This is a genomic window from Nitrosospira sp. Nl5 (assembly GCF_900102495.1).
In the GTDB taxonomy this organism is placed as follows: domain Bacteria; phylum Pseudomonadota; class Gammaproteobacteria; order Burkholderiales; family Nitrosomonadaceae; genus Nitrosospira.
The window spans coordinates 16318-37618 of the sequence record NZ_FMVQ01000007.1; the positions used below are offsets into that span (position 1 = coordinate 16318).

A 21301-nucleotide genomic window follows, 5' to 3' on the forward strand; every position below is an offset into this window, starting at 1 on the left:
TGATTTACGGAGAGCGCTTGTGGCCGGGCCGCTATGATTCCGATATGTGGATAGCCTCTTGCTGCCTCCAGAATTCCGGAATGTTCTGATGGTAGCGGCGCATCACCAGGTTTGCCACTAGCCCGCTCCACCCCGTTTGATGGGAAGCTCCCAGGCCCTGCCCGGTTTCACCGTGAAAATATTCATGGAATAGCAGCAGTTCCCGCCAATGCGGGTCGGTCTGATGCGGACTATCTGCAGGAAAGGCCGGGATCAAGTCGGATTCGTCGCGCCGGAAAATATCCGCGAGCCGCTCGGCCAACAGCGTGGCCGCGTATTTTAGATTTATCTCGTAGCCGTTCAGGCACGGCGCCGGAAAAGTAAATGCGTCCCCCAGGTAGCGATGCATCTTTTCGATAGACTGAACCAGCAAATAATTGGTTGGCATCCATACCGGCCCGCGCCAGTTGGAGTTGCCGCCAAACAGGGGCGAGTGGGATTCTCCCGGTACATACCGGATGAAGGCGTTGCCGATTCCGGGGATATGTTCCGCATTGTGGTTTGTCGCATGGTGCTTGGAGACGCTGCGTATGCCGTGGGGAGATAAGAACTCCTCTTCGTCGAAAATACGCGGCAGCATTTTCAGGAGCATGGGGGCAGTTACCAGCGACAGCAGATGTTCGCCACGCTCATTGGTATGCACCGGACACGCGCATATGACGCTCCCATCAAACATGCCACCCTTGTGTTCCTGGAGCAGGGCGTTAAAGCGCGGACAATTCGCGAGCAATCGCTTATCCACCACCTCGCAGGCAAACAGCGGAATAATGCCGACCCAGGAATAAACATCGATGCGGTTTTCCGTGCCATCCGGGTTGACCAGGAGATCCTTAAAGAAGCCATCCCTGCGGTCCCAAAGCGATGCGCCCGCACCGGTATGCCCGGCAATGGCGTTGCCAATCGCCAGGAATTGGTCGTAGCTCTGGATAGCAATGTCTTCATAGGCCGGGTCTTCAACGGCGATTTCGAGCGCAATGACGGTAAGTTGCAGGGAAAACATCGCCATCCAGCCGGTAGCGTCGGCCTGCTTCAACGAATAGCCAGGCGGCAGCGGCTGCGAGCGGTCATATACCGAGATGTTGTCGAGCCCGAGAAAACCGCCTTCAAACACATTCGTGCCGTTGGCATCCTTGCGATTGATCCACCAGGTGTGATTCAACAGCAGTTTGTGCAGCACACGCTTGAGAAAAGCGATATCGCCCTTGCCACGTTGCACGCGCTCCGCACGGAACACCTTGAGGACCCCCATCGCGTGCACCGGTGGATTCACGTCGCCGAATGCCCACTCACAGGCCGGAATCTGTCCGTTGGGGTGCAAATAATTTTCATGCAGCAGCAGTTCGATTTGATCCTTGGCGAAATCCACGTCGATGAGCGCAAGCGCGGCACAATGGAAAGCCAGATCCCAGGCGGCAAACCAGGGAAATTCCCAAGTGTCCGGCATCGAAATCACATGGCTCGCCTTGAGATGGCGCCAATTGTGGTTGCGCCCATGTTTTCTCGATGGTGGTGGAGGCACCCGGTCACCCTTCAGCCACGCGGACACATCATAGTGAAAGAACTGCTTATTCCAGATCATGCCCGCCAATGCCTGGCGCAGGATATGCTGATCCTCTGCAGCAGCCTCCGGTAGCAGGCCCAAAAAAAAGGCATCGGCTTCCGAGAGGCGCTGGGCAAAGACCTGTTCGTGATGGATGAATGGTTGAGCCAGGGGCGTGGCCGATAAAACCAGTTCAATCGTGCCGGTCTGCCCCGATGCAACCGTGAGCTGGTGGGCAGCGCCAAATTTGGTTCCCTGCAGATCCGGATTCACCGCTGCCTGCTCGCCATTGACAAGGTAGCGATGAAATGCGTCTTTGACATAAGGTCCGTCGTTGGGCAAGCCCCACAATCGGGAGCTGTTGCTCTCATTCTCGGTATAGAGCACGCCGGCCCGCTGCTGCCCATAGAGACTATATGTCCCCAGCACCGGGTGCCTTGCAGCAACCGCCCACGCGGCGCCGCAAGGGGCGGCTATGGCGTGCAGAAATGGTTTCCTGGCGCCTTTCTCCGACCACGACCACGTATTGCGGAACCAGAGCTGCGGCAATAGCCATAATGTAGCGTCGTTTTGCCCTCGATTGCTGACGACGATACGGATGTGCAATTCTTCGGGTAATGCCTTCGCATAAAGTATTTCCACGTCCCAATAGCTTCCCCCGGCGAAAGCCCCGCTATCGATCAGGCCAAACGGCGGGTCTTGACGCGAGCGGCGCGCGTTCTCCTCCATTAACCGGGCATAAGGAAACGCGGACTGGGGATACTTGTAGAGATAATGAAGCCAGGCGTGCGAAGGGGTGGCGTCACGATAGAAATAGTATTCTTTCACATCCTCGCCGCGGTTACCCTGATTGCCGGTGAGACCGAAAGCGCGTTCTTTGAGAATGGGGTCCTTACCGTTCCACAGCGCCAGCCCGAAACAGAGTTGCTGTGTCTTGTCCGAGATGCCGCCCAATCCGTCCTCATTCCAGCGATAGGCGCGAGAACGGGATTGATCGTGATCAAAGTATTCCCAGGCATTGCCGTCCGGACTGTAATCTTCGCGCACGGTTCCCCATGCACGCTCGGACAGATATGGTCCCCATAAATGCCAATCTTCTGTGGCGAGCCGCTGGTTTTCCAGCCGCTGCTGCTCCGCATCCGGTTGGTTGGACATGTCATTACTCCTCTTTTTCTTTTGCCCTTGCTGCGTCTCCGAAGCCGGACGTGCTTCACATCAGGTCGCCGATGACAAAGCATCAGCGGTCCAGCCGGAACGATTCAAGATAAACAAACCCGGACGGTTCAACCGCACCGCTGCCAGCAACTGGTTAACGGCGGCCGGCCTGTAGCGGACCGCAACAGATTGCACGATCGAAACCGACGAAATCCGGCAGTTCTGTTTGCCGACTATGTCGGACTGCTCCCATGAATGGGGCCGTTCTCAGTTTGTTTTTAGCTCTCGTGTCAGGTGCGGTGCAATCACTTGCAGCAGTTGTCCAAATATTTTTGGATTGCCGGCAAGCAGATTGCCGCTATCCATATACGTGGCGTTGCCCTCCAGATCGCCTAACAGTCCGCCCGCTTCAGTAATGAGGAGGCAACCGGCAGCGATGTCCCACGGCGATAGACCCATTTCCCAGAAACCGTCGTAGCGTCCCGCGGCGAGGTAGGCCAGGTCCAGCGCTGCCGAACCGGGACGACGAATGCCGGCGACCCTGGGCATGATGTCCTTGAACATGGCGAGATAGGCCTCCGCATGCGAAAATTCACGAAACGGGAAACCGGTGCCGATCAGGCAGTCTGCGAGTTGCGTCCGCTTGCTTACGCGCAGCCGGTGATCGTTGAGATAAGCACCGCGTCCGCGGCTGGCGGTGAATAATTCATTGGCGGAGGGGTCATATACGACTGCCTGGACCGGTATGTTTTTATGCATCAGCGCGATCGACACCGAGTACTGGGGAAAGCCGTGAAGAAAATTGGTGGTGCCGTCGAGCGGGTCGATAATCCATTGGTATTCGGAATTTCCCGGATCACCTTGAGCACCACTTTCTTCTGCTAGAATCGAATGGTTGGGGTAGGCATCCAGCAGCACTTTGATGATGGCATCTTCCGCCGCGCCATCCACCTCACTGACGAAATCATTATGCGCCTTGCGCGAAACGTGCAACAAATCGAGGTTCTGCGCGGCACGATTGATAATTCCGCCTGCGCGGCGCGCGGCTTTGACCGCTGTGGTGAGCATAGGATGCATTTTGTGGATTCAGAATTAGGAGAGTGCGATTTTAACCCAGATAATCCATCAGGACGCGAGATGATGGCGAGGCAGTCTACAAGACGGTTTTTGTTGGTCGGGAGAAGTCTATCGCCCGCTCTATGGAGGCCGGACAAACGGCAAAAATGGCCGCAAGCTGGCCGTACTCGGGCAGGCTTGAGGAGCCGCTGCATGGATTATTTCTGATGGATATCCGGGTTTAATATGAACCCCTCCTGCCCCCTTGATAACGTCCGCGTGGTGTTAAGCCATCCCAGCCATCCCGGTAATATCGGCGCAACGGCGCGGGCAATGAAAACGATGGGGCTGTGCTCGCTCTATCTGGTGAACCCCAAGTCATTTCCCGACAAGGAAGCGGAAGTACGCGCTGCCGGAGCGTGGGATGTGTTGAACAATACGAAAGTTTGCGCAAATCTTGACGAGGCTTTGCGTGATACGGTTCTGGCGGCGGCAGTTACCGCTCGTCCGCGCGATCTCTCCCATGAAGTTTTTGATGCACGCCACGGGGCAGTGGAATTGATCGATCATGCGCGGCAATATCCGGTAGCTCTGGTTTTCGGTACGGAAATGTCCGGCCTCACCACGATGGAAGTGAGCAAGTGCCAAATTGTTGTGCATATTCCCGCCAACCCAAACTACTCCTCCCTTAATCTCGCCAGCGCCGTGCAGGTAATGGCGTATGAATTACGCATGGCCCTGCCGGAACCCGGATCTGTTTCTCCAGCGTTAAACAAGCCGGCAAGTTTCAATGAGATTGAATTATTTCACCATCATCTGGAACGGGTTGCGATTCGTAGTGGTTTTCTGGATCCGCGGGAACCCAAACGATTTACGCAGCGGATGCGGCGGTTGTTTGCCCGTGCCCGATTGGAAAAAGAAGAAGTGAATGTACTTCGAGGCGTCTTGAGCACCCTTGAAAAATGGATGTAACCTCACTCTCTCCGGGGATGAATTTTAAGCGCCGGCTGCATGCGCATGAGTCCACTTCTTGAATCGTAGGGATGCGTTCGATCCCGGCCACTGGAACAAAATAGTTGACCGAGTTAAAGGGACTTTATATACTTGACCAACATTGTCGGGTATTAACTACGATGATTCAGCAAATTTGAACGAGATATTAATTCTGTTGGGAGCAAAAAATGCGATTGACGACCAAGGGGCGTTTTGCGGTAACGGCGATGATTGATCTCGCCTTGCACAGTGGAGAAGGGCCTGTTACGTTGGCGGGCATCAGCGAACGCCAAAAGATTTCACTATCTTATCTGGAGCAATTATTCGGAAAACTGCGACGCAATAAATTGGTAGGCAGCGTGCGTGGTCCAGGTGGTGGTTACTGTCTCGCGAAACCAATGAGTGAAGTATCTGTCGTTGATATTATTCTGGCGGTGGATGAGCCAATTGATGCGACCCAATGCGGGGGCAAGGAAAACTGCCACAATGACCAGCGTTGCATGACGCACGATTTGTGGGCCAGTCTCAATGCCCGGATACGTGATTACCTGGCGCTGGTCACCCTGGAGCAACTGGTGGCAAGCCCTAAGGTGAAGGATATTGCGGTATTGCAAGACATGAGAGCATACAAGCGACCAGAAGAAACGGCGCTGGCTTAACCTGAGTGCGAGTGCGAGGTTTCATTGCCGATAGCGTATCGAGAGTTGGATTTTCTTTGGAATCGAGGCGCGCCAAAGAATGGCATTCCGCGAGAATGAAGAATAAGTGATGCACGTATATTTCGACCATAATGCTACAACCGCAGTCGATGACCTGGTGCTGGATGCGATGCTGCCGTATTTTCAAAAGGAGTCCGGCAATCCTTCCAGCCGCCATGCTAGCGGCATGACGGCCCGCCAGGCGGTGAACCAGGCGCGGGAGCAGGTGGCGGACGCGATTGGCGTGCAGCCCGCACAAGTGGTTTTTACCAGTGGCGGGTCGGAGGCGAATAATTTGTTCATCCACGGGGCGGCAGGCTACCTGAAACCGGCGAGCGTTGTCGTTAGTGCGGTTGAGCATCCGTGTGTCATGCGGGCGGCGCAGGAATTGGCACGCAACGCAAACGGGAGGTGGAACTTGCGGCGCCTGGCGGTCGATAATCTGGGCCGGGTGAATCTGGCTGACGCCGATGACGCCATGAGGGAGCAACAGCCTGGCCTGGTGTCGGTGATGCTGGCGAACAATGAAACCGGTGTCATTCAGGACGTGTCCGCAGTTGCAGAGAAAGCCAGGGGACGCGGGGCATGGATGCACACCGATGCGGTACAGGCATTTGGCAAAATCCCGGTGGATTTCACCTCGCTCAAGGTACACGCCATGACGCTGTCCGCCCACAAGATTTATGGTCCCAAAGGCGCAGCAGCACTGATCATGGACAAGCGGCTATTGTTGAAACCGCTGATTTACGGGGGTGGCCATGAGAACGGGTTGCGCTCCGGTACCGAAAATGTTCCCGCCATAGTGGGATTCGGTGTCGCTTGCGGATTAGCTAAAACGCGGTTAGCGGAAAGGACTGCGCGTATTGTGGCCATGCGTTCGCGGTTGGAACAGGGCTTGGTTGAAATGGGCGCTGTTATTTTCGGTTCTGGCGCGACACGTCTTCCCAATACGTGCTACTTCGCGTTGCCGGGCATCGAAGGTGATACGCTGGTGGTTCGTCTCGACAAGGCCGGTTTCGCAGTAGCGAGCGGCGCCGCCTGCTCCAGCGTGAATCCTGGCCAAAGCCACGTGCTGGAAGCGATGGGAGTGGAGCCGATGTTGGCGCGTTGTGCGGTCCGGGTCAGCCTGGGCAGTAATAATTCCCTGGCGCAAGTGGAAACTTTTCTTAAAGCCCTGAGCAGCGTGGCGGACGAGTTGAAACGGATGAATCTGGTTACAATTTGAATAAAGGAGTACATGCCAAAACGGGATCTTCAGTCCATGTATGCATCCAGCAGAGTCTTCGGTCTGCAGGATGGTGCACAGATGGTGAAAGCGGTGTAGAAGCTGAATGGTCGTGCACTCAAGTTACCGCTTCTGATACGTCAAGGTTTGATTCAATGGTTTCAATCATGCATGCCCAGCGGTTTTCATATCTCCTGCAATGGTTTTCCAAGCTGCCGCACCCCTGGTAAAAGTTGCAATCTTTTCCACCATGTGATGAAATTTGAGGGCGGTATTTGTTATCTGGCAGCCTTTCCGACTTAAGGAAATCGGCTACAAAAACGCTTGACCGGTCCCTATTGCGTTTTTTTCACCAGATTGACCAGCAAGATCGTCAGAATCTATCTTCGTCCGCTCGTCTTTTCGCTTCGGTTCTTCAGGTCCAGCAAGCTGCTGGCCTGTCTGGATACTCATTTTGTTCTGACGATTTAATCTTTATGTGTAGAATCACCTTAAAGAATCCTTTCTCGAAAATTTTTCACATCGAGAATCTCTCTTAAGAATCTCTCTAAAAGGGGTATAAGTTGGCACAACCTAATTTTCAATATGAGAAACGTCAAAGGGACTTAATTAAAAAGAAGAAACAAGAAGAAAAAAGGCAGCGTAAGCTTGATAAAGCCAAGATACAGTCCGATGAGAACACGGATCAGCCTCTGAATACGGCGGATACGGAAGATGCAGGAAAAACCGGATGAATTCCCAGCGCGCTGCCGGACGGCGGATGGGAGGTTAGATTGTCGGAAAATCCGGCAGGGCTGGCGTAGAAGTAGAGGTATAAGGGAATGCTCGAAAGCAATTCACGCATTGTATCTGTCGTCCCTCAGCGCGGCCTCGTTCGTCTCACGCATATTATTTATCTGCTGCACGGTTTCAGTGTCTTGATGGGAATTCTCGGACCGGCGCTTATTATTACAACTTTCCTCACCGGCTGGCCTTCCATCATTGCGGTAATCATTAACTACGCAAAGCGCGATGACGTGCGTGGCACCTATCTCGATTCCCATTTCGGCTGGCAGATCCGCACATTCTGGTATACGTTGTTTTGGCTGGTGATTGCAGCGATTCTTTTCGTCACCGTGATTGGCATCATATTTGCCTACATTCTGGCTGTGGGCGCCGGTCTCTGGGTGTTCTACCGCATTATCCGCGGCTGGACCGCACTCAATGACGGCAAGTCTATGCCGGCCTGAACGACAGGCTGTCAGCGCCGTTCCCGTAATCCATCACATTTCGTCGTCATTTCCTATACGGCTTGATTGCAGCCTGCCAGGGACATGGTCCCGAATATCGGGATATTTTCATTCGTCATTGAGACTGTTGATTTCTCTCATTCGTATCCGCGACTAGCACTCCTGCTTTTCCATTGGCGAGCAGGCATAAACCGACTTCTTCGCCTTATGTGTGTCGCCGTACAGTCTTGAGTAATCGCGCTTATTAATATGACACGATCTTCAGCCACTTTTTAAGTGGAGGTAGTTCCAGAACGTCAACCTGTCGCACATACTTGAACAGGCGCAGGGGGAACGGAAGCGTAAGCTCGTACGCTGCGAGTGGAAGGTCGGCAGCGGCTAGAATAGTTAGGCCGGGTGGTAAGAGAAAAGGTGAGTCGCCTCCTTTTTTTACCGATCTTCGACGAAGAAGATTCATGGATAAAAAAAGAGTCTGAAGCGCTGCTAGTGCTGATATTGAGAGGTCCGTCATGTCCCTGTCCCAAAATCCGAGACAAAGCCCGAAGCAGAACAGGATACTTGCAGCACTATCCCTTGGCGACTATACGCGCCTATTACCTCTTCTTGAATTTGTGCACTTGCCGGTAGGCCATGCGATCTACGAGCCCGGCCTTCCGATTAATCATTTGTATTTTCCCGCCAGTTGTATTGCCGTGCGCCTGTATGAGATGGAAGACGGGTCATCCACACAAATTGGAGTCATTGGCAACGAGGGCTTGGTCGGTATCCCTTTTCTCCTTGGTAGCGAAACCAGTCCGGCACGCGTGATCGTGCAAAGCGCAGGCAATGCTTACCGCATTAAGGCAAGTTTTCTCAAAAAGGAATTTGAGGCAAGTGGAGAGTTACGGCGGCTTCTTTTGCGGTTCGCACAGGCGCTGATAATCCAAACAGAGCAGATTGCGGTTGGTAACCGATACCATACCATCGACCAACAGTTGAGCTATTTCCTGCTGATGAATCTGGATCGCCTGTCCGGTAACGAACTTCATGTCACGCACGAACAAGTTGCAATTATGCTTGGTGTCCGCCGGGAAAGCATAACGGTAGCCGCAAATAAATTACAAATGGCCGGCGCGATCCGTTGCAGGCGCGGTCATCTTGCGGTAGTGGACCGCCGCCAGCTGGAAGCTAGCGCAGGCGAGAGTTATATGCTGGTAAGGAAGGAGTACGAGCGCTTGCTGGGGCCTTTCCCCTCGGCTATCAACATTGCTTCCGACGACGTTTCGCAAAAAACGACCGAAGGATATTTTCAAGAAACCAGGCAGAGCTCTTTAATCAAAACCTGATGCCATTGCAGATGGTTCCGATTATTTTCTTCTGAGTCAGAAGCCTGCCGCAAATTGCTGCAAAGCGCCAGTACCCGTCCTTTTGACCGATAGAGTCCTATTGCTCTCCAAAATCCTTAATTCTCCTCATTCCGTCGTTTTTTGTTAATTCGCTGTCGGCGGGGCTAGCCCTGCCATTTTCCCACGCTGCTTCATTTCCCAGCCGCGATCGGGGAAATATTCGGGCCTAGTGTGTGCGGTGTCGTACAGATATGTCTCCATTAATGAGGAAGAATATGTAGTCGGCGTTACCAGCCGGATACCTGTAGCCGGATACCCATTTGGACATTATCCAAAAGTTGAAATACCAAGTCGATAATGGAGACCATGATGAAAAAGATGAATGTTCTGATACTAGGTTTGGGGCTGGTCAGTTTTGGCGCGGGAATGAACAGCGCCACGGCCCAGAACGACGACGAAGCGCGCTCGGCAAGCGCCCAATCGCGCGACGCTGTCGTCAGGGCTCAGACAGTGCGCGAGACCTCCGTGACGCGGCCCGAACAGAAGAAGAGCGAACACGACCGTTCCAACGTCTTTGCCGCGCCGAATGCGATGCCTTCTTCCCCCGCTTTTGAGAATCAGCCTGATGATGGAAAAATACTAGGATTCGATTTTTATCGTGATCCCTTGAATGCCAAGAAACCGATGCAAACGTTTGAAGAGACCATGAAAGCCGACGTGGCAGAGCGTGCCAAGGTCATGAAAACGCAGCATCAGCTACTGTTACGCCGATATGATCTGACACCAAGGCTTGATCCGGAGGCAAAGATGTCGCGCGGGAAGCCTTTGGCCGTGGGACCCACTGCTCGTCTAGCAGCCGGGATGAGCTGGGAAAAGCTGGCCAGTATGTCTCCGTCGGACATACGTAGCCAGAAGGTATTTCCATACCCCTCATTGCCTCATCCTAAACAATCGCCCGGCGGACAGGTTTTCCCTCAAGTTCAGGTTAATATGTTCCCGCGGCTGGAGCGGTTTGACGTCGAGTTTGATTTGCCCGACGCGTTCCTGCCCGAGTTTCCGCCCGCTATTTTTCTTCAAACCCGGCCTGAGCTGGGAGATGTTTCGCGCGGAGAGATTGTCTCGATCAACAATTTTTACCGTTTGTTCAAGGATATTCTGACGCCTGTGCAGTTGGACGGCCTGAGAATGCTGCTGACCCCTTTTCCACAAGAAGAGTTTAACCCTACCGATGATCGTAAAAGTAAGGAACCCAGCCTGGGGGTTACCTGTTTTGACTGCCATGTGAACGGCCATACGACGGGACAGTTCCATCTAAACCCTGATAACAGACCGGAGCAACGACGTTTCCGGCTGGATACCACCAGCCTGCGCGGACTGTATAACCAGCAGATTCATGGTTCGAAGCGCAGCTTGCGCTCGGTGGAGGACTTCACCGAGTTTGAGTTCCGCACAGCCTATTTCAATGGTGATCCAATTCATGCCATGAAAAAGGGTTTCACGATTTTCGATCGAATCCATGTGAGCCATATGGCACAGCTGCAGAACATGCTGGATTTCCCCCCCGCGCCAAAACTGGATAGCCAAGGGCGGCTCGATCCGGCCAAGGCAAACGAGAAGGAACTCCGCGGCGAGAAACTCTTTTTCGGGAAAGGCCAGTGTGCGGGTTGCCATAAGCCGCCCGCTTTCCTTGACCATCAAATGCATGATCTGAAGCTTGAGCGTTTTGTTAATGAGCCGGGTGACGGGCCAATGAAAACTTTCACCTTGCGGGGCATTAAAGACAGTCCCCCTTATCTGCACGATGGCCGTTTATTAACCCTCGAAGATACCGTTGAGTTCTTCAATCTGGTGTTGCAACTGAAGCTTACCGACGAGGAGAAGTCTGATCTTGTCGCCTACATGCGGCAATTATGAGACCGCTTTTACGACCAGCCGGATCTTTGCAGTTCAATGATGGCGTCATCCGATCAAAAGACGAAATAACCAAGGAGATATTTATGAGCATTTCCGCGACACCAGCACCGATAAACCGGAAGGAAGCACTTTCATTGAATGGCTCGTCTTTTCGCAAGCCCGTGAAAGCGGTACGTAAGGCAGTATTTCCGGTCGCGGGACTGGGTACCCGCTTTCTGCCCGCGACAAAGGCAATCGCTAAAGAAATGTTGCCCATCGTGGACCGCCCGCTCATTCAGTATGCTGTGGACGAAGCGGCGGCGGCTGGTATTGAAGAGATAATTTTTGTAACGCATCGCAGCAAGCGCGCCATCGAGGACCACCTGCATCGCGCAGTGGAACTTGAAGGCGAGCTAACGTCGCAGGGAAAATTTGCTTCATTGAAAATGTTACGGCAGTTAATACCGTGTGGTATTAAGTTCAGTTTTGTCCGCCAGGAAGAGCCCAGAGGACTGGGGCATGCAATTCTTTGCGCACGGCATCTGATTGGTGACGAGCCTTTTGCCGTGCTGCTTCCGGATGATCTGATTAATGGCCAGCCCCCGGCACTGGCACAGATGATTTCCCAGTATGAACGAGTGCCGAACAGCTTGGTGGCTATCCGATCGGTACCTCGCGAAGATACCCGCCGCTATGGTATTGTTGACGCGGTCCACCCGGATGCGGAAAGTTTTAGTACGAGGATTCGCAGCGTGGTGGAAAAACCTTCTCCTGACACAGCGCCATCGACCATGGCTATCGTAGGACGCTATGTTCTTTCACCCGCAATTTTCGAATGCATTGCAAATCTGGACCCAGGGATTGGAGGAGAAATTCAGCTCACGGACGGAATTTCACGTCTTCTGAAATCGGAACCGGTGATGACTTACCGCTATCAGGGTAAACATTATGACTGCGGGAGTAAAGCAGGCTTCCTGGAAGCGACGATGGCATACGGCTTGCAGCATCCGGAGGTAGGCAGGGAATTTCGTGAAACATTGCTGCGCGTCGCGCAACAACTCATTAGCGAGACTTCGTGTTCCTCTGATTCCGTAAGTAAAAACGAGCTGGATACGCGGCCGGCTGCAATGTTAAAGAGTGCCTGACTATAACGATGTTGTGCCAAATGTTCTGGACAAGCATGATCTGCCATAGGGTTATAGGCAGGTCCCATTGACTACTTCCAGTTGACTATCTGTAGGCGGGTGAAGCGAGTAGCGTACCCCATGCTGCGCTCATAAGGGCGTGTAAATAGAAATGGTTCGCTCGACCGGCTTTAACCGTTCCCCCCGGTCTTCGCGCCCATCGCTTCACCAAAGCGAACCGTTCGCCCAGGCGTCCAGCGCGGGTTAAACGCCATTTCGTTTTTGGGGAATAACATTACCACTGTCGAACCTAGCTGAAATCGGCCCATTTCATCGCCTTTTTTGAACATCAAAGCTTGTGAATCATATCGCCACTCCCGAACCTTGCGTCTACCGGGGGAATGTCGAGGATTGACCACGCCATGCCACACAGTGGATATGCTTCCTACAATAGTGGCTCCCACCAGTACTAATACAAACGGGCCGGAGGCCGATTCAAACACGCAAACCACCCGCTCGTTGCGCGCGAATAGCCCGGGCACGCCCCGGACCGTTCCAGGATTCACTGAAAATAACGTGCCGGGAATGTAAATCATCCGCGTCAACCGGCCGGCACATGGCATGTGAACCCGGTGATAATCCTTCGGACTCAAATACAGGGTCGCGAAGCTGCCGTCATAAAATTTTTCGGCCAATTCGCTGTCGCCGCCTATCAGGGCAATAGTGGAGTAATTATGCCCTTTAGCCTGAATTATCTGATTGCTGCGAATCACCCCTAATTGGCTTATGGCCCCGTCAATGGGGCAAATATAGCTCGCATCGGCAATGGGACGCTTTTCCGGTAACAACGCGCGCGTAAAAAAGTCATTAAACGTGCGATAGCTATGGATATCAGGATTAACCGCTTCGTCCATGTCAACCCTGTAATGCCTGACGAAACGGCGAATGGCAAATGTGGTAAGCCGGCCGGCATTGGCTTTGGCAAATTTGCCCGCCAACTCGGTGATTGCCTGCTTGGGTAGCAGATATTGAGGAAATACTGAAAGAGCAGTGAACACGTTGGGATACCTGAAGCAAAAATAGTGGGGAATTATAATAGCTTGCGTTAATTAAGTCTTAATATGATTGAAATGATCATGCCTGCCGGTTTACGAATATAAAACCGATCAAATCGGAACTTGTGTACGACACACCGCGTTGATTCGAATGTCTAACGTTTTTGCTTGCACGTGCTACACTGTTTTTTTGTACCGCCTTAAGTATCGTGCTGTCGGGCTATCGGGCAGTTAGGCTATCAGCTGCTATAGGTTATTTCTCTATGACAGAAGCTGACGACAAAAAATCCCTCCAAATTGCCAACATTCCAGGCAATTCTCCAATGGAAAGTTGCCTTCCAGATACCCAGTCGAGCGACAGATCTACGGGGAACGAGCCCAGACCATTTCCAGTAGTAGGAGTGGGAGCCTCGGCGGGGGGTGTGGAGGCTCTGCAAAGATTGTTCAAGTCTCTCCCTTCGACCCGTGGCATTGCTTACATTGTGGTAGTGCATCTTGCCCCGGCTCATCCCAGCCGCTTGGCCGATATTCTGGCAAAGAGTACTTCAATGCCGGTTATCCAGGTTCTCGGCGATATAACCGTTGAGCCTGACCGCGTTTACGTCATTCCGCCCAATCATTATCTTACTTTGGATAGCGGATTTCTACGTCTTCAGCGGATGCCTCAGCCACGTCCTTTGCCCAAGGCTATCGATTGCTTATTCACGTCGCTTGCGGAAGAACAGCAGGAACGGGCCATTTGTATCGTCCTTACCGGTGCTGATCATGATGGCACTGTGGGCCTCAAAGCCATCAAGGCAGCGGGTGGAATGGTTATGGCGCAGTTGCCTGAGACGGCCCAGCATCCCAGCATGCCGGAAAGTGCGGTACATACCGGTCTGGTCGACTATGTGTTGCCGATCGAAGAGATGGGGCAGACGCTTGCGCAATATATCGACAATTCCTCTTTATGGAAGTTTGAGCTCTCCGCGGCGCCGACGGACGAGGAAGTGCATGCGCTGAGGGAAATCGTTGCGCTGCTATGCACGCATGGAGGCGGGGATTTTCGGGGGTATAAAGAGGGAATGCTCATGCGCCGCACGAAGCGGCGCATGGCATTGCAGGGACTGACCAGCCTGGACGCTTATGCCGATTACCTGCGGAACGCTCCCCCCGAAATTGTGGCATTGGGCGCGGATTTTCTGATTAAAGTCACCGAATTCTTCCGCGAACCGCAGGCATGGCAAGCATTCGCGCAACAGGTTTTGCCAAAGGTTATCGAAACTCTTGTTCCCGGCGAAGCGCTACGCGCGTGGGTAGCTGGTTGTGCCACGGGAGAAGAAGCCTATAGCATGGGTATCGCCTTGCTTGAATTGATGGGCAAGGGTGGTTTGCGCATAAAACTGAATATCATCGGTTCCGATCTCGACCATGCATCCCTGGAGATTGCCCGGGCCGGCAGGTATCCGGAAAGCATTAGCAGGGTATTAAAACCCGAGTTGCTGGCTCGCTACTTTATCAGGAGCGAAGATGGCCAGTTCATGGTCCGCAAGGCACTGCGAGAATCTGTTATGTTTTCGCAGCATAATTTATTGGCCGATCCGCCGTTTTCGCACATGCACCTGGTGAGCTGCCGGAATCTTCTGATTTACATGAAGCCTGAAGTGCAAGACAAGCTTCTGCGGATGTTTCACTTCGCGCTAAACCCGGAAGGCTACCTGTTTCTTGGAAAGTCCGAAACAGTTGGCGAGCACCATGAGCTATTTACGCCGGTCGATAAGCAACACCGTCTTTATCGCTGTTTACCTACCGAGCGGAAGATGCCGGTCAAGCTCCCATTGGTACCTGACACCTTAACGACACGGCTAGGCTCAAATCTGGGGACGGGGCAGCCGCAGCGGGCGGCTCACGCCGAACTGGTGCGGGAGCTTCTGCTAAGGCAGCGCTCCGCCACTGCGGTGTTGATCGACCGGGACTCTCAAGTATTATATTTTTACGGACCTACCCAGGAATTCATATGGCAGCCGGAAGGCGCTACAACACGGAACCTGCTGGCTATGGTATCGGATGAGATGCGCAGCGCGCTACGAGCGGTGATCCATGCGGTTCGCAACGAAGGGAAGACGGGGGAAATCATACTGCCCTCGCAACCGGGAGGAAACCGCCAGTTACGTATCAGGGCCATCAAAGCTGGAGATGAGAACACCGGGCTTGTGCTCATTTCGTTCGAGCATGAGGCACTCGGCAACGAGCCGGACCGGGCAGTGGCCGATGCCGAATCGTGGGCGAAACGCCAGCTGGAGGACGACCTGCGCACCACGCGCCTGGATCTTGAAGCCTCGATTCAAGCGCTCGAAGCGAACAATGTCGAACTTCGCATTGCCAACGAAGAGGCGATGTCGATGAACGAGGAGCTTCAATCCGCTAATGAGGAATTGGAGACTTCCAAGGAAGAACTGCAGTCGGTGAATGAAGAACTGAGTACCGTCAATAATGATCTGGAGCGGACCGTCAACGAACTACGCGTGGCGAACGATGACCTTGCTAATTTGCTGGCCGGCAGCGACCTGCCTACCCTGTTCCTCGACCGCGAACTTCGCATCAAGCGCTTCACGCCCGCGTCCTGCAGGCTTTTTAGCCTTATTCCATCCGACCTGGGCCGCCCGATCAGCGATTTTGCATCCAGGCTCGAGCCAGCTGATCTGATAACGGTGGCGGAGCAGGTTCAGAACTCGGGGTCGGTGGCCGAAAACGAAGTCCGTGCCGCCGAGGGAAATTTTTACCTGCGCCGTGTGTTGCCTTACCGCATTGAAGAAAATCGTATTGAAGGGGTGGTGGTTACCTTTGTCCCGATTGATGCGCTCAAACGTGCGGAACAGGAAGTTCGGGAGAGCGAGAAACGTTTTCGCACGCTTGCCGACAATGCTCCCGTATTTATCTGGATCAGCGGCCTCGGGGGCAAGCTCGAATTCGTCAATCGCCGTTTTGTGGACGAGACAGGGCGAGCCACTGAAGATCTGCTCGGAACGGAATGGCAGAGCCTCGTCCACCCTGACGACCTGATGGGTTACCTGGCTGTTCTCGCCAGCGCGGAAACCGCGTGCAAGGGCTACGATCATGAATTGAGATTGCGCAAGGCGGATGGCGCCTATAACTGGATGCAATTTGTCGGTGAGCCACGGTTTGAACGGGAGCGGCTGGCTGGCTTTGTCGGTTCGAGTGTCGATATCCAATATCACAAGAATGCCGAGGAACAACTGCGCAATGCCGACCGGCGCAAGGATGAATTTCTTGCCATACTGGGGCACGAGCTCAGGAATCCGCTCTCGCCCATACGTAACGCCGCTCAGGCGCTGCAGTTTGTTGATTCAGGCGATAAACGCCTTGTATGGGCAAGGGAAACCATTACGCGGCAAGTGGATCATATGGCGCGTCTGGTGGACGATTTGCTTGACATTGCCAGGCTCACCCGGGGCACCTTGACGCTCCGGAAGGAAACCGTAGATATGGCGGTTGTCGTGCATCATGCGGTGGAATCGACGAAGACGCTGCTTGATGTGCGGGGACACGATTTAACAGTCACAGTCGGGGATGAGCCGCTTTTTGTCAATGGCGATCCTGTCCGCCTTATCCAGATCGTGGAGAATCTGCTCACCAATGCCGCGAAATTCACCGAAGAAGGCGGCAAAATTTCGCTGGATGCCTGCCGTGAAGGGAATGAGTTTCTCATGTCGATCAAGGATAACGGTATCGGCATATCTCCACGTATGCTGACAAAAATATTTACGCTTTTCATGCAGGAAGAACGCGCTATCAGAAAATCAAGCAGTGGGCTCGGTATTGGTCTTTCGCTGGTGTTCCAGCTCGCTGCCCTGCATGGCGGTTCCATCAAGGCGTCGAGCAAAGGGCTCGGCCAAGGGAGCGAGTTTGTGCTTCGGCTTCCCCTCGTTGATTTCGTGACTGCTCCAGCCGCGGTAACAAGCGTGGCGCCTGAGTCGGCAGACAAGGAACGCATCCTGATCGTCGACGATAATATAGACAGCGCGGATTCAATCAGCATGCTGATGACTACGTACGGATATGAGGTTCGCACGGCCTACGACTTCAGATCGGCCCTGCGAGAGGCAGCTTCCTTCGTCCCGCATGTCGCGCTGCTTGATTTGAGCAAGCCGGAACCTGATGGATTAGAGCTGGCGGGCCAATTTCAGAAAATGGCCGAGACGCAGAAGACCGTACTGATTGCGTTCAGCGGCTACGGACAGCCTGATGATCTGGAGCGAACCAGGAATGCGGGGTTCATACATCATCTGGTGAAACCGGTTGACGCTGAGTCAATCCATAAGCTCGTGAAATCGATGAAGTTGAATGATGGTTAAGTTTTGGAAGCGATAGCGGTTGTCGCTACCATGATATCGGGTTTCCGCTCCTGATCGTCCGCCAGTTGCAACCGCGTCTGCTCTTCCTGCTGTTGAAGTTCCCACATATGCGCATAGGTACCGTTTGCCGCAAGAAGCTCCCGATGCGTGCCGCGTTCAATAATGCTGCCCTTGTTCATGACCAGGATCTGGTCGGCATCGGCGATGGTGGACAGCCGGTGGGCGATAGTAAGCGTGGTGCGATTGACGGCGATACGTTTTAGTTCCGCCTGGATGGCTTTTTCCGATTTCGAGTCCAGCGCCGAGGTGGCTTCGTCAAAGATCAGTATTGCAGGGTTTTTCAGAATCGCGCGCGCGATGGCGACACGTTGCTTTTCTCCCCCGGAAAGTTTTAATCCGCGTTCTCCTACCATGGTTTCGTACTTTTCCGGCAGGCTCTCGATGAAATCGTGAATGTGCGCTGATCTGGCAGCTTCGAATACCTCTTCATGACTCGCATCCGGGCGCCCGTAAGCGATATTGTAATAAATGCTATCGTTAAACAGGACTGTGTCCTGCGGGACGATACCCACGGCCTTACGCAGACTTTGCTGCGTTACATCGGCGATATGCTGGCCGTTGATCAGAATTCGGCCGGAGGTGACATCGTAAAAGCGGAATAGCAGCCGTGCGAGTGTGGACTTTCCGGAGCCGCTATGTCCCACTACGGCAATATTACGTCCGGCCGGGATATCGAAGCTTACATCAAACAGAATCTGGCGATTGAGTTCGTAGCTAAAACTGACTCCCTCGAAGCGCACCGCCGCACCTCCCGGGATGAGGCTGGCCGCACCCGGCTTGTCTTTGATTTCTTCATTCTCGGCGAGTAATTTGAACATCTTTTCCATGTCCGCCAAGGAGTGCTTGATTTCCCGGTAGACAAACCCAAGAAAATGCAATGGCATGTATAGCTGCAGCATGAAAGCATTGACCAGCACCAGATCACCCAGAGTCATGCTGCCTTTGATCACGCCGTCAGCCGCAAGCCACAATAGCAACGTTACGCCTATCGCGATAATGGCGCTTTGTCCGGAGTTGAGCGCGGCGAGCGAAGTCTGGTTGCGCACCGCCGCGGCCTCCCACTTCTGCATATGTTCGTCGTAACGCCGCGCTTCCCAGGCCTCATTGCCGAAATATTTGACCGTTTCGTAGTTCAACAAGCTGTCGATAGCCTGAGTATTGGCTTTTGAGTCCATGTCATTCATGGTTCGGCGGAAAATCATGCGCCACTCCGTAACGATCAGCGTGAGCGCAATGTAGGCAACCAGTGTCACAAGGATGACCACCGAAAACAAGATGTCATACCTGGAAAGGAGAATAACCGCTACCAAGCCGATTTCCAGCAATGTCGGCAGGATGTTGAATAGCATGAAATTAAGTAGAAAGGAGATGCCGCGCGTTCCGCGCTCGATGTCGCGCGACACACCACCGGTCTGGCGCTCCAGGTGAAAGCGCAAGGATAACGCGTGTAAATGACCAAATACCTTAATCGCTACCCGCCGGATCGCGCGCTGTGTCACCTTGGCAAATACCGCATCGCGCAACTCCCCAAACAGCGTGCTGCAAAGGCGTAGCATGCCGTAACCAACAAGCAGCAGAACGGGCAGGGCCATCAGGGCGCGAGGCTGATCGAGTGCGTCGATAATTTCTTTGAGAACCAATGGCACGGCGACGTTGGCAAGCTTGGCCATCACCAGGAGCGCCAAAGCAATAATTACCCGGCCTTTAAATTCCCAGAGATAGGGCAGCAAGGAGCGGATAGTCTGCCAGTCGTTACGATTGGCTAAAGGTTTCTCCAAGCGGGTGGGGCGCATTGTTAATTCGGAGAGTTAGAAAAATAGGGGACAGACCACGGTTTCCCTAGACCTCCTGACAATTTATCTGAGGTGTAGGGAAACCGTGGTCTGTCCCCTATTTTTCTTTTTCTACTTTTCTATTTTTCTTGCCGGTTAGCGGAATCTGTATTTTTTCCGCATGAATATGCCGAAGTCAGCTGTTCGATAATACCTCGTTCGCACCTTCATCGCCGTCCAGGTCAACTGCACCTTCTTTGAACACACGGCTCGCGCGGATGTCCTCGGCCTCGATGGTCATCAAGTCGGTACGCGATAGATTCTTTTTTGCTCCCTCGAACAAGCGGTTGGCCTGTCGCAACCGTGACCGGTCAAGGGCATTGCGAATCGAGCGCGCGTTGGCGAAGTGCTCCAGCTTCATCCGTAGCCGGATATAGTCGCCGAATGCTTCTTCGCCCTCGCGGCTGAAGCGATAATTCTGCGCGGCCAGCATTAGTTTGGCGATTGCAAGCAGCTCATCGGCGCTGTAATCGGGGAAGTCGATGTGATGGGCGATACGCGAACGCATGCCGGGATTGCTGTGGAAGAATTTGTCCATCCGGTCTTTGTAGCCTGCCAGAATTACAACCAGATCTTCACGATTATTCTCCATCGCTTGCAAAAGGATTTCTATGGATTCCGCCCCGTAATCCCGTTCATTCTCCGGCTTGTAAAGGTAATAGGCTTCATCAATGAACAGGACGCCGCCCATTGCCTTCTTCAATACTTCCTTGGTTTTAGGCGCGGTGTGGCCGATGTACTGACCCACCAGGTCGTCACGCGTGACGGAAACGAGGTGTCCTTCCCGCACGTAGCCCAAGCGATGCAGAATCTCGGACATGCGCAGCGCCACAGTGGTTTTTCCGGTACCGGGGTTGCCGGTGAAACACATGTGCAGACTTGGGGCACCGGCGGTCAGCCCCAACTTCTTGCGCACACGATCGACGAGCAGCAGCGCGGCAGTCTCACGGATGCGGGTTTTCACAGGCTTCAAACCGATCAATTCAAGGTCAAGTTTATCCAGCACCTCCTTGATGTTGGAAGCGCGAAATTCGGCGTCCAGATCGACTGAACTATTATCGGAGGGGGCGAGCTCTTGGGAAGTTTTTTTCACGATTGATCCACGCATAAAGCACGTGAGGTTATTAGTACGTGCCTTAACTATATTCTGATTTGTAAATGAGTGGGCTTAACACCGAATTCAGGATCGGCTGCAGTTGAATGAGGATATCCAACTCACCGCTTTGTATCCCGCCCAATCGGCCCCTCCCCTGAAAGGGGAGGGGAACCTAGTTAATACCGTTCGGTTTCCGGTTTGTCAGTTGCATAGGAATGAACGGTGTAGCGAATGCTACGGCCTTCCCCTTCCTGGCGTATCAAGCCAAAGCCCGGTTCTGTCTTTGGACGGTTGACAATGTACGACATGGTCGGACTTTCCACCCCTCGTGTCGAGTTGAATGCCGTTACCCGGATATAATGATTCGGATAGGTTTTGCGGCAGTCGTTGATCTCCGAGAGGATGCCGGCGGGGTCTTTCAGGTCAAACATCGGATTGCCGAACATTTCCCAATAGGTGTTGCGCGGATGCGGGTCGTCGGTATACTCGACACCTATGGCCCAGCCATTCTTCAGCGCGTATTTGATTTGCGCCGAGATTTGCTTATCCGTCAACGGGGGCAGGAAAGAGAACTGCCCTTGCGTGACACGATTTCCTACATTGGTCATCATAATGATTTCTCCTTG

15 protein-coding genes are annotated in these 21301 nt (G+C 53.4%); 9 read left to right on the top strand and 6 right to left on the bottom strand.

Annotation, left to right across the window (positions count from 1 at the left end):
- Positions 1–31 precede the first annotated feature (31 nt).
- Positions 32–2734, bottom strand: a complete 2703-nt coding sequence (locus BLP45_RS08230) for an MGH1-like glycoside hydrolase domain-containing protein (RefSeq protein WP_090371615.1) — start codon at positions 2732–2734, stop codon at positions 32–34.
- 267 nt (positions 2735–3001) lie between these two features.
- Complete coding sequence (locus BLP45_RS08235) at positions 3002–3811, bottom strand: inositol monophosphatase family protein (protein WP_090371617.1); 810 nt, start codon at positions 3809–3811, stop codon at positions 3002–3004.
- Positions 3812–4036: 225 nt separating this feature from the next.
- Between BLP45_RS08235 and BLP45_RS08240 the strand changes: the two genes are divergently transcribed.
- From BLP45_RS08240 to galU, 8 genes are all read left to right on the top strand, one after another.
- Positions 4037–4762, top strand: a complete 726-nt coding sequence (locus BLP45_RS08240; protein WP_090371619.1) for an RNA methyltransferase — start codon at positions 4037–4039, stop codon at positions 4760–4762.
- Between the two features lie 209 nt (positions 4763–4971).
- Positions 4972–5442 carry a Fe-S cluster assembly transcriptional regulator IscR gene (gene iscR, locus BLP45_RS08245; protein ID WP_090371621.1) on the top strand — a complete coding sequence of 157 codons (471 nt, stop codon included), beginning with the start codon at positions 4972–4974 and terminating at the stop codon, positions 5440–5442.
- Positions 5443–5551: 109 nt separating this feature from the next.
- Entirely contained in the window at positions 5552–6706 is a 1155-nt protein-coding gene (locus BLP45_RS08250; RefSeq protein WP_090371623.1) for a cysteine desulfurase family protein, read from the top strand.
- Positions 6707–7269: 563 nt separating this feature from the next.
- Positions 7270–7440, top strand: coding sequence for a hypothetical protein (locus BLP45_RS14605; RefSeq protein WP_176754705.1), 171 nt, complete (start codon positions 7270–7272; stop codon positions 7438–7440).
- 87 nt (positions 7441–7527) lie between these two features.
- Complete coding sequence (locus BLP45_RS08255) at positions 7528–7935, top strand: DUF4870 family protein (protein ID WP_090371625.1); 408 nt, start codon at positions 7528–7530, stop codon at positions 7933–7935.
- 509 nt (positions 7936–8444) lie between these two features.
- The gene (locus BLP45_RS08265) at positions 8445–9260 is read left to right on the top strand and encodes a Crp/Fnr family transcriptional regulator (protein WP_090371629.1); all 816 of its coding nucleotides are present in this window, start codon (positions 8445–8447) and stop codon (positions 9258–9260) included.
- A 366-nt stretch (positions 9261–9626) separates the two neighbouring features.
- Positions 9627–11174 (top strand): cytochrome B6, encoded by a 1548-nt coding sequence (locus BLP45_RS08270; RefSeq protein WP_256327750.1) that lies wholly within the window; start codon positions 9627–9629, stop codon positions 11172–11174.
- An 83-nt stretch (positions 11175–11257) separates the two neighbouring features.
- Entirely contained in the window at positions 11258–12298 is a 1041-nt protein-coding gene (gene galU, locus BLP45_RS08275) for a UTP--glucose-1-phosphate uridylyltransferase GalU (protein WP_090371823.1), read from the top strand.
- Positions 12299–12468: 170 nt separating this feature from the next.
- Here the strand turns inward: galU and asd are convergent, their stop codons facing one another.
- Entirely contained in the window at positions 12469–13335 is an 867-nt protein-coding gene (gene asd, locus BLP45_RS08280; RefSeq protein WP_090371633.1) for an archaetidylserine decarboxylase, read from the bottom strand.
- Positions 13336–13655: 320 nt separating this feature from the next.
- On the opposite strand from asd, the gene BLP45_RS08285 reads away from it, so the two are divergent.
- Complete coding sequence (locus BLP45_RS08285; protein WP_256327751.1) at positions 13656–17687, top strand: chemotaxis protein CheB; 4032 nt, start codon at positions 13656–13658, stop codon at positions 17685–17687.
- Here the strand turns inward: BLP45_RS08285 and BLP45_RS08290 are convergent.
- From BLP45_RS08290 to BLP45_RS08300, 3 genes are all read right to left on the bottom strand, one after another.
- Positions 17684–19540 (bottom strand): ABCB family ABC transporter ATP-binding protein/permease, encoded by a 1857-nt coding sequence (locus tag BLP45_RS08290; RefSeq protein ID WP_256327752.1) that lies wholly within the window; start codon positions 19538–19540, stop codon positions 17684–17686. The two genes, BLP45_RS08285 and BLP45_RS08290, sit on opposite strands and share 4 nt — an antisense overlap.
- A 175-nt stretch (positions 19541–19715) precedes the next feature.
- Positions 19716–20672, bottom strand: a complete 957-nt coding sequence (gene cbbX / locus BLP45_RS08295) for a CbbX protein (RefSeq protein WP_218117973.1) — start codon at positions 20670–20672, stop codon at positions 19716–19718.
- Positions 20673–20851: 179 nt separating this feature from the next.
- Entirely contained in the window at positions 20852–21286 is a 435-nt protein-coding gene (locus BLP45_RS08300) for a ribulose bisphosphate carboxylase small subunit (protein WP_090371639.1), read from the bottom strand.
- Between the last annotated feature and the right edge of the window lie 15 nt (positions 21287–21301).